Annotated in this window: 11 protein-coding genes, 1 tRNA gene and 2 pseudogenes; 5 read left to right on the top strand and 9 right to left on the bottom strand. The window is 69.7% G+C overall.

Going from position 1 to position 14,115, the window contains the following annotated elements; all coding sequences use genetic code 11:
* The 4 genes and pseudogenes from P1P75_RS17275 to P1P75_RS17260 all read left to right on the top strand — a co-directional run.
* Window positions 1-686: pseudogene (locus tag P1P75_RS17275) on the top strand (hypothetical protein); the annotation flags it as partial.
* Window positions 687-817: 131 nt separating this feature from the next.
* Window positions 818-2,023: a DNA polymerase III subunit delta' gene (locus tag P1P75_RS17270; protein WP_319256182.1), complete on the top strand. Its 1,206-nt coding sequence runs from the start codon at window positions 818-820 to the stop codon at window positions 2,021-2,023.
* 162 nt (window positions 2,024-2,185) lie between these two features.
* Window positions 2,186-3,757 carry an alpha/beta hydrolase gene (locus P1P75_RS17265; protein WP_319256180.1) on the top strand — a complete coding sequence of 524 codons (1,572 nt, stop codon included), beginning with the start codon at window positions 2,186-2,188 and terminating at the stop codon, window positions 3,755-3,757.
* A gap of 117 nt (window positions 3,758-3,874) precedes the next feature.
* Window positions 3,875-3,948, top strand: a tRNA-Thr gene (locus P1P75_RS17260).
* A gap of 829 nt (window positions 3,949-4,777) precedes the next feature.
* Here P1P75_RS17260 and P1P75_RS17255 read toward each other — a convergent pair.
* The 6 genes and pseudogenes from P1P75_RS17255 to P1P75_RS17230 form a co-directional block, all read right to left on the bottom strand.
* The gene (locus tag P1P75_RS17255) at window positions 4,778-5,638 is read right to left on the bottom strand and encodes an urease accessory protein UreD (RefSeq protein WP_319256178.1); all 861 of its coding nucleotides are present in this window, start codon (window positions 5,636-5,638) and stop codon (window positions 4,778-4,780) included.
* The gene (gene ureG, locus P1P75_RS17250; protein ID WP_319256176.1) at window positions 5,635-6,330 is read right to left on the bottom strand and encodes an urease accessory protein UreG; all 696 of its coding nucleotides are present in this window, start codon (window positions 6,328-6,330) and stop codon (window positions 5,635-5,637) included. The genes P1P75_RS17255 and ureG overlap by 4 nt, the downstream gene beginning before the upstream one ends.
* A 33-nt stretch (window positions 6,331-6,363) precedes the next feature.
* A complete protein-coding gene (locus P1P75_RS17245; protein ID WP_319256174.1) occupies window positions 6,364-7,038 on the bottom strand; it encodes an urease accessory UreF family protein in 675 nt (224 codons plus the stop codon).
* 119 nt (window positions 7,039-7,157) lie between these two features.
* The gene (ureC, locus tag P1P75_RS17240; RefSeq protein WP_319256172.1) at window positions 7,158-9,149 is read right to left on the bottom strand and encodes an urease subunit alpha; all 1,992 of its coding nucleotides are present in this window, start codon (window positions 9,147-9,149) and stop codon (window positions 7,158-7,160) included.
* A complete protein-coding gene (locus P1P75_RS17235) occupies window positions 9,146-9,406 on the bottom strand; it encodes an urease subunit beta (protein ID WP_319256184.1) in 261 nt (86 codons plus the stop codon). Before P1P75_RS17235 ends, ureC begins: the two co-directional genes overlap by 4 nt.
* Window positions 9,407-9,625: 219 nt before the next feature.
* Window positions 9,626-9,922, bottom strand: a pseudogene (locus tag P1P75_RS17230) (urease subunit gamma); the annotation flags it as partial.
* A gap of 478 nt (window positions 9,923-10,400) precedes the next feature.
* Here P1P75_RS17230 and P1P75_RS17225 point away from each other — a divergent pair.
* Entirely contained in the window at window positions 10,401-10,988 is a 588-nt protein-coding gene (locus P1P75_RS17225; RefSeq protein ID WP_319256170.1) for an isochorismatase family protein, read from the top strand.
* A 342-nt stretch (window positions 10,989-11,330) separates the two neighbouring features.
* Here P1P75_RS17225 and P1P75_RS17220 read toward each other — a convergent pair whose 3' ends face one another.
* The 3 genes from P1P75_RS17220 to P1P75_RS17210 all read right to left on the bottom strand — a co-directional run bounded on the left by P1P75_RS17220 (window position 11,331) and on the right by P1P75_RS17210 (window position 14,083).
* The gene (locus P1P75_RS17220) at window positions 11,331-12,095 is read right to left on the bottom strand and encodes an SDR family NAD(P)-dependent oxidoreductase (RefSeq protein WP_319256168.1); all 765 of its coding nucleotides are present in this window, start codon (window positions 12,093-12,095) and stop codon (window positions 11,331-11,333) included.
* A 108-nt stretch (window positions 12,096-12,203) separates the two neighbouring features.
* Window positions 12,204-13,409 carry a cytochrome P450 gene (locus tag P1P75_RS17215; protein WP_319256166.1) on the bottom strand — a complete coding sequence of 402 codons (1,206 nt, stop codon included), beginning with the start codon at window positions 13,407-13,409 and terminating at the stop codon, window positions 12,204-12,206.
* Window positions 13,406-14,083 (bottom strand): TcmI family type II polyketide cyclase, encoded by a 678-nt coding sequence (locus tag P1P75_RS17210; RefSeq protein ID WP_319256164.1) that lies wholly within the window; start codon window positions 14,081-14,083, stop codon window positions 13,406-13,408. The genes P1P75_RS17215 and P1P75_RS17210 overlap by 4 nt, the downstream gene beginning before the upstream one ends.
* Window positions 14,084-14,115: the final 32 nt, after the last annotated feature.

Below are 14,115 nucleotides of genomic sequence, written 5' to 3'. Positions count from 1 at the left end.
CTTCTCGTTCTTGGGCCTCTCCGGGGGTCGCGGCTTCGGGATCCGCCGGGTCCCCGTCCTGTTCCTTGTTCTTCCGATCCGGCGGCGGTACCGGCGTTTTCTGCGTCGCCCGTCGCGTCGGGCTCGTCGACGGCACCACGGGCGTCGGCACGGTCACCGCCCCCGTGACGCCGACGAACGCGTCGGGCGGGCCGATCGAGGACACGGCCGTACTGCCGCCGGTGCGGATGGACAAGGAACCGGTCGAGGACGCGGCGGATGCCGTGGCGCCGACCGCCGGGGAGCCCTCAGCACGGGAATCGGACAACGAGGTGACGGCCGAGCTGCCGCAGCCGCCGGCGCCGGCCGGGGCCGCGGACGAGACGGCCGTACTGCCGCCCGTGCGTGGGGCGAACGCCGAGGACGAGACGGCCGTGCTGCCGTCCGTGTCCGGGGAACACCCGGGCGACCGGGTGCCGCCGGGGTACTTCCGCGACGAGCGCGCGGCGGGACCGGACGGGACCGAGGACCGTACCCGGGAACTGCCCCAGGTCGACGAGTCCGGCGCGCCCCGTCAGCGGCCCCGCTCCGACTGGGCCGAGGAGACCCCGCTGGACGACCTGCCGTCACTGGCGGACGAGCTGCTGGGTCCGCACCGGGACGACGATGACCTCGACGAGGGCCGGGGGCGGGGCCGGCGGCGCTGACGCCCGTGACCGCCGGGCCGGGTTGTCAGTGGCTGCCCGCACAATGGAACCGGCAAGGCGCAGGCCGATCCTCCGCACCGCGGACCGACCGGCGGTGCGGACGTGGACGTGATGGAAGGGCGGCGTGACCCATGACCGTGTGGGACGACCTCGTCGGGCAGGAGAAGGTGAGCGATCAGCTCGCCGCCGCCGCCCGGGACGCCGACGCGCTCGTCACCGCGACCACGGCCGGGACCGCACCGCCCGAGGCGTCGAGCATGACCCACGCCTGGCTGTTCACCGGGCCGCCCGGCGCGGGACGGATCCAGACGGCCAGGGCGTTCGCCGCCGCGCTCCAGTGCGTGAGCCCGGACCGGGCGCTCGGCGGGATCCCCGGCTGTGGCTTCTGCGACGGCTGCCACACCGCCCTCGTCGGCACGCACGCCGATGTGTCGACGGTCGCCGCCGTGGGCGCGGAGATCCTGGTCAAGGACATGCGGGACACGGTCCGCAAGTCGTACACCTCCCCGGCGACCGGACGCTGGCAGGTCATCCTCGTCGAGGACGCGGAGCGGCTGAACGAGAAGTCGGCCAACGCCGTCCTCAAGGCCGTCGAAGAGCCGGCCCCGCGCACGGTCTGGCTGCTGTGCGCGCCCTCCATCGAGGACGTCCTGCCGACGATCCGCTCCCGCTGCCGGCACCTGAACCTGCGCACACCCTCCGTGGACGCGGTCGCCGACATGCTCGTACGGCGTGAGGGCGTCGAGCCTGCCGTCGCCGCGTCCGCCGCCCGCGCCACCCAGGGGCACGTGGACCGGGCTCGCCGCCTCGCCACCGACCCGGCGGCCCGTGCGCGCCGCGCCGCCGTGCTGAAGCTGCCGCTGCGCGTCGAGGACGTCGGCGGCTGCCTCAAGGCGGCGCAGGAACTCGTCGACGCCGCCGCCGAGGACGCCAAGCAGCTCGCCGAGGAGCGGGACGTCAAGGAGACCGACGAGCTGAAGGCGGCGATGGGCGCGGTGCAGGGCGGCCGCATGCCGCGCGGCACGGCGGGCGTGATGAAGGACCTGGAGGAGATGCAGAAGCGGCGGCGCACGAGGACGCAGAGGGACAGCCTCGACGTCGCGCTCACCGACCTCACCGCCTTCTACCGCGACGTCCTCGCCCTCCAGCTCGGCTCCCGCATCGCCCTCGCCAACCTGGACGCCGAGGACGCCCTGGAGCGGCTGGCCCGCGCCGGCACCCCCGAGTCCACCCTGCGCCGGATCGAGGCGATCGCCGCGTGCGGAGAGGCCCTCGACCGGAATGTGGCTCCACTGCTGGCGGTGGAGGCGATGACGATGGCGCTCAGAGCCGGCTGAAGGTCCGCCCGGTGGGCGGCTGCCAGGCACGGAGCATGGACTGCTCGTCCGCCCGGTGGGCGGTCGGCGGCTGTGGGACCGAGCGGATTGACCGGGTCACTCGTCCGTGGCAGTTGGCGTACGTACCGCATGCCTCCCGTTGCACACAGTTACGCTCGCTGGATGCACACCAGGCGCTCCCCCCGCAGGTTCCGTACCGGCGTCACGCTTGTCTCCTTCGCCGCCCTGCTCGTCTCGGCCTGCTCCTCCGGAAGTTCGACGAGTACCGCCCGCCCCGCGGCGGCCCGAGCGGTACTGGCCGCGCTGCCACAGGCCACGCCGTCCGCGCTCGCGCCGTACTACGGGCAGAAGCTGGGCTGGCGCGACTGTGGCGTCCCCGGATTCCAGTGCGCCACGATGAAGGCGCCGCTGGACTACGCCCGCCCCGGCGCCGGCGACGTCCGGCTCGCCGTCGCCCGCAAGAAGGCGACCGGCCCGGGCAAGCGGATCGGCTCGCTGCTGGTGAACCCGGGCGGGCCGGGTGGCTCGGCGGTCGGCTACCTCCAGCAGTACGCAGGCATCGGCTACCCCGCCCCGGTCCGCGCCCGCTACGACATGGTTGCCGTCGACCCCCGCGGTGTGGCCCGCAGCGAGCCCGTGGAATGCCTCGACGGGCGCGAGATGGACGCGTACACGCAGACCGACGTGACCCCCGACGACCAGCGTGAGACCGACGAACTGGTCGATGCCTACAAGGAGTTCGCCGAGGGCTGCGGCGCACAGTCGCCCAGACTGCTTCGGCACGTCTCCACCGTCGAGGCGGCCCGTGACATGGACATCCTGCGCGCGGCCCTCGGGGACCGGAAACTGACCTACGTGGGGGCGTCGTACGGGACGTTTCTCGGGGCGACCTACGCGGGGCTGTTCCCGAAGCAGGTCGGGCGGCTCGTCCTGGACGGCGCGATGGACCCGTCGCTGCCCTCCCGCCGGATGAACCTGGACCAGACGGCGGGCTTCGAGACGGCGTTCCGGTCGTTCGCGAAGGACTGCGTGCGGCAGCCGGACTGCCCGCTCGGCACGAAGGCGGCGCAGGTCGGCAAGAATCTCAAGGCGTTCTTCGACCGGCTCGACGCCCGCCCCCTGCCCACCGGCGACCCGGACGGCCGCAGGCTCACCGAGTCCCTCGCCACCACCGGTGTGATCGCAGCCATGTACGACGAGAGCGCCTGGGAACAGCTGCGCGAGGCGCTGACCTCGGCGATCCGGGAGAACGACGGCGCCGGACTGCTCGTCCTCTCCGACAGCTACTACGAGCGGGACGCCGAGGGCGGCTACGCCAACCTGATGTTCGCCAACTCGGCCGTGAACTGTCTCGACCTGCCGGCTGCTTTCGACGGCCCCGACGAGGTCCGCAAGGCGCTGCCCGACTTCGAGAAGGCATCCCCCGTCTTCGGAGAGGGCCTCGCCTGGGCCTCGCTGAACTGCGCTTACTGGCCGGTCGCGCCCACCGGCGAACCGCACCGCATCGAGGCGAAGGGCGCCGCCCCCATCGTCGTCGTCGGCACCACCCGTGACCCCGCGACCCCCTACCGCTGGGCCCAGTCCCTGGCCGGTCAGCTCTCCTCCGCCCGCCTCCTCACCTACCGCGGCGACGGCCACACCGCCTACGGCCGCGGCAGCTCCTGCATCGACTCCGCGATCAACGCCTACCTCGTCCGCGGCACCGTTCCGACAGACGGAAAGCGCTGCTCATAGGCCTGGTACCGGGCTGCGCCGCCCCTGGAGCGGAGGGCCCCTGGGGCGGTTCGGAGCACCCCCGGAAACTGTGTAGACTTACCGTCGTTGCTGACCGCACCATGGTGCGGTCAGCGCGCCGCCTTAGCTCAGCTGGCCAGAGCAACGCACTCGTAATGCGTAGGTCTCGGGTTCGAATCCCGAAGGCGGCTCTGTGAAAGCCCCGGGACTCACTCGCCGTGACCTGGGGCTTTTGCTTTCCCTTGGCCATGGGGAAGGTGATTCGGAGCACCTGTTGACCTACGCATTCCGTGCGTGGGGTGTTACGTCTCCACGCTCAGTGACTCTGACGACTGGCAGGCCGTTGAGCTGCGTGTTTGTGCGGATGTGCGCCTGTTTCGGACCAGGAATCAGGTAAGCGGGGAAGGCCGAGGGGAGGCCATCGGTGCAGCGATGGTGCGGCACGGGCGGCTGTGGAGCGCGGCCGAAGCGGGTGGAGAGAACGAGGGAATCGCGACCGCTGCGGTCTTGAACACTCTGGTGACAGTGGCCGTTCCTTGTCGGGAAATGCCAATCTGTGCCGCTGCGTTCATTCCGCCGTCATAGGGGCACTGCGTTGATGGGTGCACTGGGCTGACACCCCTGGGCATTACGCCGAGATCCGCTCGTACCCGTCCCATGACACTGGGATTCGTCGATGGTGCCATCGCGCTGCCGACCGCTGCGGTCGGGGCACCGTCACCTACCCGCCCAGCAGAGAGAGTGTCCGGGCCCAGCTCTCGACACGCGACCCGCGAGTGATCACGCCGAGCGGAGAGGTGTACGGCCCTTCGTCAGGCGTTCCCATCGTGGATGCGCGCCCCCAGGTCCTTCGCCCACTCCAGCGGACGCCTTGGGATGGGACGGCCATCAGGGGCCGCAGTTCTGGGCTCAGCGCTGACCGATGCCTTGTACCTGTTCCACAACGAGACCACTGAGCCTGAGCGGGGACTGGTCCGACGCTGTGGGCCGTCGCCCGCCGGGGGCGTCGGCCCGTCCGTGCTAGCGGGTGAGGGCGTGTGCCTGTGCGTGTGCCTCGTCGAGCAGTTCCCGCAGTGCCGAGGTGGTTGGTGCGACGGCGGTGGCGAGCAGTGCCGGGCCGCCTGCCAGCGGTGCGAGGACGGCGCATCCGTCCTTGGTGCCTTCGCCGAGGAGTACGGGGTCTCGTCGGACGTCGAGGCGCGGGTCCACGATCAGGAGTTGGCCGGTGGCGCGGTGCCCGTTCAGGACGGCCGGGCCGTCCCAGCCGGGTTCTGGGGCCCCGTAGGCCGTGTGCTGGTCGAGCAGGGGGCGCCCGGCGCGGTGGACCAGGATCCGGCTGACGAGGTGGCCCGGTTCCTCGTCGGCCCGGCCCAGGAGCTGTTCTTCTCGCAGTACCAGCCGTGCGGTGGCGGCGAGTTCGACGGTGTACGTCTGGTGCAGGTTGCTGCCGGCGGCGCTGATCAGGGGCTGCGGCAGCCAGTGCAGACGGGCGTGTTCTCCGACGGTGAGCCGCACGTCGTAGGTGGCGGCGTCGGTGGTGGGGCCGCGCAGGGCGAGCGTGGCGGCGGCCGTGATGACCTCCAGCTCGGCCCGGTCCTCGGCGGTGATGTCGAGGGTGAGCCGGTCGCCGCCGAGCGGGGCGCTCATCGCGCCGATGATGCCCACCCTGGCGGCGTTGCCGCCGGTGCGCATGCGCCGCAGGTGGAAGGGGCCGTCGCTGCGCAACTGCGGGAGGGTGGTGACGCGTCCGTTGTGCGCGGCGCAAATCCGGGCCGTGGCGCGTACGCCGTCGGGGTGTCCGGCGATCTCCTGGGCGCCGGCTGGAGGAACGTCGCGGTCGGACGTGGCTGGGGCGGTGGCGAGTCGGGGGGAGGGGCTCATGCTGTTGCCCCGGCGCGCCACCGGGCGAGATGGCCGGTGACCCAGTCGGCGACTTCGCGGATGCCGTCGTCGGAGGTGAGGCTGGTGAAGATGACGGGAAGGTCGCCGCGCTGTCGTTTCGCGTCGCCGGCCATGGTGTTCAGGTCTGCGCCGACGTGCGGGGCGAGGTCGGTCTTGTTGATGACGAGGAGATCGGCGGTGGTGATGCCGGGGCCGCCCTTGCGAGGGATGTCGTCGCCGCTGGCTACGTCGATGACGAAGATCTGCACGTCGACGAGGCCCTTGGAGAAGGTGGCGGTCAGGTTGTCACCGCCCGACTCGACGAGCACGAGGTCGAGGGGGTGGAGGGTCTCTTCCAGGTGCTCGACGGCTTCCAGGTTCGCGGAGATGTCGTCGCGGATCGCGGTGTGCGGGCAGGCGCCGGTCTCCACGGCGGTGATGCGCTCGGGCGGCAGGACGGCTTCGCGCAGCAGGTACTCGGCGTCCTCGCGGGTGTAGATGTCGTTGGTGACGGCGGCGATGCACCAGCGGTCGCGCAGGGTGCGGCAGAGCGCGGCGACGGTCGCGGTCTTGCCGGAGCCGACGGGACCGCCCAAGCCGATGCGCAGAGCGCGGCGGCTGCCGTCAGGACGGAGCGGCTCGGCGCTGTGCGTGTACCGCTGCGGAAAGGTCCCAGAGTGGTCGAGGTGCATGGCAACTCCGTTGTGCAGTGGTGGGTTCGGGGTTCAGGAGGCGAAGAGGCGGACACTCCAGGCGGCGTGCTGCTCCCCGGTGATGTCCAGCAGGGGTGAGGAGGCCGACGGCAGGGCGTCCAGGCCCTCGGTCATGGCGCGGGTCGCGGCCTGGGCCGCGGCTTGTGCGACGTCGTCGGTCTCGGGGCCGAGGCGGGCCAGCAGCCCCGAGGCATCGAGCGGGTCGAGGCTCAGCAGGCGCACGGCTGCGGTGGCCGGGCCGCCGATGTTCTCGTACGCGGCGGCATGGGCGGCGTCCAGCGGGGTGAGCCCGGCGGCGCGGGCGGCGAGGCCCAGGACGATGGGCTGGTGGGCGCCCTGGGGACGCGCGGCGGCCAGGTGTTCGAGTTCGGCGGACGGAAAGGTGGCACGGGCCGCGCGCATCATCTGCCGGCCGAGCCTGCGGGCGACGGCACGCAGTGCGGGGGCGGGGGTGCGCGCGTCGGCGGCGTCGTCGAGCAGCAGCGGGTCGTGTCCGGCGGCGGCTGCGGCGGCCAGCCCGGCCGTGGTCAGACCGGTGGTGTGCAGACGGCCGCGGCAGAACGCCTCCAGGCTGTCGGTGTCGTGTACGGCTTTGTGGGCGATGGCGGCCTCGACGCCGCCGGAGTGGGCGTGCCCACCGGCGGGGAAGCGGCCGTCGGCCAGCAGGAGCAGGGCTGCGCGGCTCATGGGCGAGCGGCTGCCTTTCACAGGGGGGGGCGGATGGTGACGCGGTGGCCCGGGCGGGCGCATCGGCCCGCCCCGGGGCCCGGCCGTGGCCGCGGGCCGGCGGCCGGGCAGGTGTCGGATCAGAAGAGGAAGTACCGCTGTGCGAGCGGGACTTCGGTGACGTAGGAGCGCGGTACGGTCGCACCGTTGAGTTCGGTGCGGGCGTCGCTCGTCGTCGCGCCGCCGATGGTGACCTCGAAGCTGTTGTGGTCGACCTGGAGGCTCTTGGGCACTGTGTCGTTCAGCTTCATGTCGCTCTTCCTGACGCCCCTGGTGTCCGCGATCTCGACGAACTTCTTGTTGAGTCCGAGCCCCTGCGTCCTTGCGTCTGTGACCTTGTTGCTGCTGTCCTGGACGATGACGAACCGGGTGTTCAGCCTGTCGGCCACGCCGGGGGCAGCGAAGTTCACCGAGTTGCTCCCCGGGGAGCGGCCGGTGGAGCCCCACACCGGCCGTGGCAGGTAGGGCTGTGGCGTGGTGATGGAGGCGTTGGCGTCGCCGACCTGGGCGTAGGCGAGCTGGCCGCCCTTGAGGACCATGTGCGTCTTGACGCCGAAGAACTTCGGCTCCCACAGCACCAGGTCTGCCAGCTTCTCCGGCTCCACGGAACCGACGTATGTGTCGATGCCGTGGGTGATCGCCGGGTTGACGGTGTACTTGGCGACGTAGCGGCGCGCTCGGTAGTTGTCGTTCGGCTTCAGCCTGTCCTCATTGCAGGAGTGGTCCTTCTTGTCATCCTTGACCGTGCGGACCTTCGCACTCTGCAGGTCTTCGGGCAGCGGGCCGTAGCGGCACTTCATGACGTGCGCGGTCTGCCAGGTCCGCATGATCATCTCGCCGATGCGCCCCATCGCCTGGGCGTCCGAGGACATCATCGAGATGGCGCCCATGTCGTGGAGGAGGTCCTCCGCCGCCATGGTGGACGGGCGGATACGGGAGTCCGCGAAGGCCATGTCCGCCGGAATGTCCGGGTTGAGGTGGTGGCAGACGATCATCATGTCGACGTGCTCCTTGACGGTGTTCACCGTGAAGGGCCGGGTGGGGTTGGTCGAGGCGGGCAGGACGTTCGGCTCCTTGACCAGCTCGATCATGTCCGGGGCGTGGCCCCCTCCGGCGCCCTCGACATGGAAGATGTGGATGGAACGCTTGTTGACGGCCTTCTTGGTGTCCTCCAGGAAACCGGACTCGTTGAGCGAGTCGGCGTGCAGGGCGAGCTGGACCTTGCGGTCCTCGCAGACCTTCAACGCCGTGTCGATCACTGCAGGGGTGGCGCCCCAGTCTTCGTGGATCTTGAAGCCGATGACTCCGGCGTCCACCTGCTCGTTCAGAGCCCTTTTGTTCATCGTGCTGCCCTTTCCGAGCAGGCCGATGTTGACCGGGTACTCGTCCAGGGCCTCGAAGACCCGGGTGATGTGCCACGCGCCCGGGGTCACGGTGGTGGCCGTGCTGCCCTCGGCAGGGCCGGTGCCACCGCCGATGAGAGTGGTCACGCCCGAGGCCAGGGCCTCGTGGATCTCCTCGGGGCAGATGAAGTGAACGTGGGTGTCCACGCCGCCCGCGGTGAGGATCCGGCCGTTGCCGGAGATGACCTCGGTGTTCGGGCCGACCACGAAGTTCGACGGCGTCACCGGTAGTTGCTCGCCGGCCTGTTCACGAGCGGGCTTTTCGAAGTTGACGATCGGATCCATCGTCTCGGGGTTGTACGCCTTGCCGATGGCATGAATCTCGCCGTCCCTGATGCCGACGTCGGCCTTGACGACACCCCACCAGTCGAGGATCAGAGCCCCCGTGACGACCGTGTCCACGGGACGGCGCTCCGCGTTGCCGCCCCCGTCCCTCGGGATGTGGGACATGCCCATCGACTCTCGGATCACCTTCCCGCCACCGAAGATCATCTCGTTGCCGCTGTATTCCGGTCCGCCGCTCCAGTCGGCTTCGATCTCGACGGTGAGATCGGTGTCGGCGAGGCGGACTCGGTCCTTGGTGGTGGGCCCGTACAGAGCGGTGTAGTCCGCCCGCTTCAGCAAGTTGCTCCGACGCTGTCGGCCCGTCTGCTCCGGCTGGCTGCTCATCGGACGATCCCCTTGCGCAGTCCCTGGATCTTGCGGGTGTCGTTCTTGGCGTCGCCTTCGATCTTCACCAGCTCGACGCAGCACTCGTCTCCTGGTTCGAACCGAACGGATGTGCCCGCGGCGATGTTGAGCCGTCGCCCCTTCGCCTCGGCGCACGTCCACAGCTCGTCATAGGTCACGCCCCCGCCGGAGGGGTCCACGACCACCTTGAGGCCGGGGTTGACCTCGGCGAAGTGGTAGTGGGAGCCGACCTGGATGGGACGGTCGGACGTGTTCCTGACCTTGAGCGTCGTCTTGTCGCTCTGCAGGAGCTCGTTGAACGCGATCGCCTCGTGCCAGGACGCGGCGTCCTCGCAGGCATGGCAACAGGCGGACGAGGCGGTGTCGTCGCAGCCGACCGGGCACTGCGGTCTGCGCGCCGGCAGGGGGTGCTCGACCTTGCCGGGGTGGACCTCGGGTTCCTCCGTGGCCTCCGGGATGGGGTCGTGGATCGTGACCAGCTTGGTGCCGTCCGGGAAGGTCGCCTCCACCTGGACGTTTTTGATCATCTCCGGTACGCCGTCCATCACGTCGTCACGGGTGAGGACCTGCCGGCCCGAGTCCATGATGTCGCTGACAGTCCTACCGTCGCGCGCCGCCTCGAAGACGTGAACGGACAGCAGGGCCATCGTCTCGGGGTAGTTCAGAAGCAGCCCCCGGTCGCGGCGCTTTCCCGCCACGTCGGCCGCCAGATGGATCAGTAAGCGCTCCTGCTCATGCGGAGTCAAATGCACGATGACTCGTCTCTGTTGGTCGGATGATGCGTGCGGGCCGGGCATGCCAGGGTCACGGACAACGCTCCCCGGATGGCGCCGGGCCTCTCCGATCCTCGGCGAGAAGGAACGGCGAAACGCTCAAAGGGTGGCTTATCCACACCATCCGGTGAATCCGTGGAGTGCACCGTTTTCACCCCGCCCCGTCGGGCACAGGGAGCCCGTTTCCGAAACCGTGGACGAATTCGGTGAGTCGGGTAGCCGCTCGGGACTTCGTCGATCAGCCTTCGTCCTCACCGGCTTCCGTACCGACCGCCTGTCTCGGCGAGGGGCGAACTCGGCTGTCTCCGAGGCCCTGTGGTCCCCGTGGGGAGAGCGCTGCACCTTGTTGGCGTGCGCGTCGCGCACCTTTGGGTGAACGAGCGGTGAGTGGCGTGCCCGACAGCTGGCGGAAGGGCGACCATCCAGGGGTGGTTCATCCGAGGGAAAGGGCTTTTCCATGCGTCGTGCACTGGTCATCGTCGATGTGCAGAAGGACTTCTGCGAGGGCGGCAGCGTTCCGGTGAAGGGCGGCGCAGGCCGGGCCGCCGCCATCGCCGAGCTGGTCGGGCGCGCCGACGGGCAGTACGCCTTCGTCGTCGCCACCCGTGACCACCACATCGACCCGGGCGCCCATTTCTCCGAGAATCCGGACTTCCAGGAGTCGTTCCCCGTGCACTGCGTCGTCGGCAGTGGGGGAGGCGAGTTCCATCCGGACTTCGCGCCCGCCGTGGACTCCGGGCACGTCGACGAGGTCATCTTCAAGGGCGCGCACTCCGCCTCGAAGAGCGGTTTCGAGGGCTTCACCCAGGACGGCACGACACTTTCCGCCTGGCTGAAGTCCCGCGACATCACCGACCTCGACGTCGTCGGCATCGCGACCGATCACTGCGTGAAGGCCACCGCACTCGACGGAGTGCGCGAGGGCTTCACGGTGCGGGTCCTGCTCGACTACACCGCCGGCGTCGCCGCCGACACCACGCGCACCGCACTCGACGAGCTGCGCCGGGCCGGTGTCGCACTGAGCGGCGAACCTGTTGTCGCCTGAACAGCCCAGTGGAGGATCGCCTTCGGTGTCAGGGTCCGTTCGGGCTGTATCGAGCCAGGTGTGGGGCTGCCTGTGGGTGCTCGGCGGGGCGTTGCGTAGGTCGCGGGTTCGACTTCCGAAGGCGGCTCCGAGGAATCCCAGGACTCACTCGCCGTGGCCTGGGGTTTTTCCTTGCTCGGGGCATGACGCGTCACACGGCGGCCGTGGTGCCGCGAGACGGCTTGCGTGAGCGGTGCGGAATGGTGCGGTGCGGTGCGGTGCCCTGGCTATGTGTTCGCACCCATGCGCGCCGCCCGCCTGGGACCCGGCCCGGAGCCTTGGTGCAGCCGGCCGTTGCGGTGGTCATGAGATCGACATCCCGCCGTCGATGGACAGCACCTGACCGGTCATGTAGTCGGCGTCCAGCAGTAGCTCGATGCCTCCGGCCACCTCGCCGGGCGTGCCCATACGGCCGAACGCGGTCCGGGCAACGAGCGCGGTGCGGGCTTCGGCCGGCATCTCCTCGGTGAGCGCGGTGGCCATGAGTCCGGGCGACAGCGCGTTGACCGTCACGTTGAACCGCCCGCACTCCAGGGCCAGGCTCCGGGTCATCCCCAGCACGCCGGCCTTGGCCGCCGAGTATGCCGTCTGGCCGGGACTGCCGATGAGACCGGCGGGCGAGACGACGTTGATGATGCGCCCCCAGCGGGCCCGCATCATGTCCGGCAGCGCCGCCCGGCAGGTATGGAAGGAGCCGATCAGGTTGACGGCGATGGTCTGGGTCCAGTCGTCGACGGACTGGGTGGCCATGAAGCCGTCGCGGCGGATCGCGCCCGCGTTGACGAGCACGCTGATGCCGCCCAGCTCGGCGCGCACGCGGCCCACCATGTCCCTCGTGGCAGCCCAGTCGGCGACGTCCGCCTGCACGACGACGCTGGGCCCGCTGAGCTCGGCGGCGACCGTGCGGGCCCGGTCCGCACCCGTGGTGCAGTGCAACGCCAGCCGGTATCCCCGGCGGTCGAGGACGTGTGCCACGGCGGCGCCGAGGGCCCCCGAAGCGCCGGTGACGAGGGCGACGCGGCCGTCGGCGCTCGGCGCGGCGGCGGCCCGGATGTCGTCGTCGCTCACCGTGTCACGTCCTCCCCAGGGGCGGCGAGCCGTCGTGCCCGCCGAACATCGGCCGGTGGTGAGGCCGCCGCGCCCGCTGCCGAGGCAGGTGTGCGGCGGCCGGCATTCCTACCAGGTGACTGGCATTTCGGCCGGACCGAACGCCTGGATCGAGTGGTACTTGTACGTCAGCTCCGACTCCGGCACGGCCAGCGCGAGACCGGGAGCCCGCTCGAACAGTGTCGTGTAGACGATGTCCATCAGCTCCGGCACCAGGCGGTACGCCGGACACTGGTGCGGCCCGTGGCCGAACGCCAAGTGCCTCGTGGGCTTTTCCCGCATGAGATCGAGCTCATTGGGATACGGACACACCGAAGGGTCGCGGTTGACGGGCAGCGTCGGCACTGCCAGGCCGTCACCGGCCCTGACCAACGTGTCGCCGATCCGCACGTCTTCCACGGCCAGCCGCATCGGCGTTCCGTCATTGACCGAGAAGTACCGGATCATCTCGTCGATCGCCACTGTCATCCGGTCCGGCTCGGCGAGCAGCGTCACCCGCTCTTCCGGATGGTTCAGCAAGGCGAGCACACCCAGCGTGATCATCATGGACGTCGAGTTGTGAATGCCCTGGGCGTTCGACAGCATCAGGGGCGCCATCTTGAACCAGTCGACCTCGCCACGCTCGTCGAGTTCCTGCTGGATCATGCGGCTCATCAGGTCGTCGCCGAGGTTTTTCGCCTTCTCCTTCAGGACGTCCTCTGCGTGCTGGTTCAGGCGCGCGGCTGACGCCTTCTCCTCTTCCTCGGTGGAGGTCTGCATCAGCAGATGCCAGACGTTGTCCCGCATCTTCCGCATCTCGGCCATGGGGATGCCGAGGAATATCTCCTGCAGCCGCCAGGCGATCGGGTACGCCAGCTCCATCACCAGGTCGACGGGCTTGTCCTGCCGGCCCAGCATCGCGTCGACCTTCTCCTCCACGGCAACCCGCAGGCGCGGCAGCAGCCGGGCGAGCCCTGCCGGGGAGAATTCCTGGATGACCGGCTTCTTCAGCTCCAGGTGTTCCGGGCCATCCAGATTGATCATGAAGGGTGCGCAGTACTTCAACTTGTTCAACGACTTCGGCGTCATCTTCGGAAAGTCGTCGCTCATCTTGTCCGAGCTGAACCGCGGGTCGGAGAGTACGAATCGCGCGTACTCGGGCCTCACCACCATCCACGCCAACTTGCCGGTGGGCAGGGTCACCCGGCCGATGCCTCGTTTCCGCAGCGTCTCGTACTCGGCCGGGAGCACGCCAGGCAGCTTTCGGCGAATGGGGTGGGTCGGAAGTCTGGTCATTCTGACACCTCTGCAGCCCAGTGGTAGAAGCGAGTGGCCAACGAGTTGCCTTCCGGGTCATACGGCGGAATGACCCGCGTCAGGTCGTCGACGAGCTGGAGGAAGCGGGGATCGCCTTCTGTCCACACAGCGCTGATCACCTTGATGGCGTCGGGTTCCGCGAAGTCCTGGATGTGCAGGTAGATGCCTCGCCACAGATAGATCTGACGGCGCAGCGTCCCCATGTTCCGCGGAATGTCGGTCGCATCCGATTGCGAGAAGAGCCGCGACACCTCCGGGATGTGCTCCTGCCGCTGGGTGTTCACGATCACCGCGCTGTACGTCTGCTCCAGGTTCTCCAGTTGCTCGGCGGGCCACACGTAGAAGCGCTGGGCGGTCGGCTGGTCGACCGGGCCGTCCCAGTCCTCCGTCGCGCTGTGGTCGCCGAAGTAGGCCGACAGGCTGTCGTTCAGCCGGGTGCACCGGGGATCGGTGGTTGTCATCCGGTACGCCTCGGCTGCGTCCGCGACGTCCCAGTCCTGCAGGTGCACGTAGAGGTCGCCGTAGTGGAAGACCTGCCTGCGGCGCAGCTGGGGAAGTTCGGATGCAACCTCGCCGTCGAACTCCCGAAGGATCTTGGTGACGTCGGTGGCGTGATCACTGTCGAACGTGCCGACAGTGACGATGCTCGGCATATACCTCTCCTCACGGTTGGCGGGTGGGAACC

Source organism: Streptomyces sp. ID05-39B, from assembly GCF_033794725.1.
Lineage (GTDB): Bacteria > Actinomycetota > Actinomycetes > Streptomycetales > Streptomycetaceae > Streptomyces > Streptomyces bobili.
This window is presented reverse-complemented; position numbering and strand designations above follow the sequence as displayed.

Coding starts and splice junctions, on each gene's coding strand:
- P1P75_RS17270 (WP_319256182.1), top strand. CDS start 818: ATGACCGTGTGGGACGACCTCGTCGGGCAGGAGAAGGTGAGCGATCAG.
- P1P75_RS17265 (WP_319256180.1), top strand. CDS start 2,186: ATGCACACCAGGCGCTCCCCCCGCAGGTTCCGTACCGGCGTCACGCTT.
- P1P75_RS17255 (WP_319256178.1), bottom strand. CDS start 5,638: ATGAGCCCCTCCCCCCGACTCGCCACCGCCCCAGCCACGTCCGACCGC.
- ureG (WP_319256176.1), bottom strand. CDS start 6,330: ATGCACCTCGACCACTCTGGGACCTTTCCGCAGCGGTACACGCACAGC.
- P1P75_RS17245 (WP_319256174.1), bottom strand. CDS start 7,038: ATGAGCCGCGCAGCCCTGCTCCTGCTGGCCGACGGCCGCTTCCCCGCC.
- ureC (WP_319256172.1), bottom strand. CDS start 9,149: ATGAGCAGCCAGCCGGAGCAGACGGGCCGACAGCGTCGGAGCAACTTG.
- P1P75_RS17225 (WP_319256170.1), top strand. CDS start 10,401: ATGCGTCGTGCACTGGTCATCGTCGATGTGCAGAAGGACTTCTGCGAG.
- P1P75_RS17215 (WP_319256166.1), bottom strand. CDS start 13,409: ATGACCAGACTTCCGACCCACCCCATTCGCCGAAAGCTGCCTGGCGTG.
- P1P75_RS17210 (WP_319256164.1), bottom strand. CDS start 14,083: ATGCCGAGCATCGTCACTGTCGGCACGTTCGACAGTGATCACGCCACC.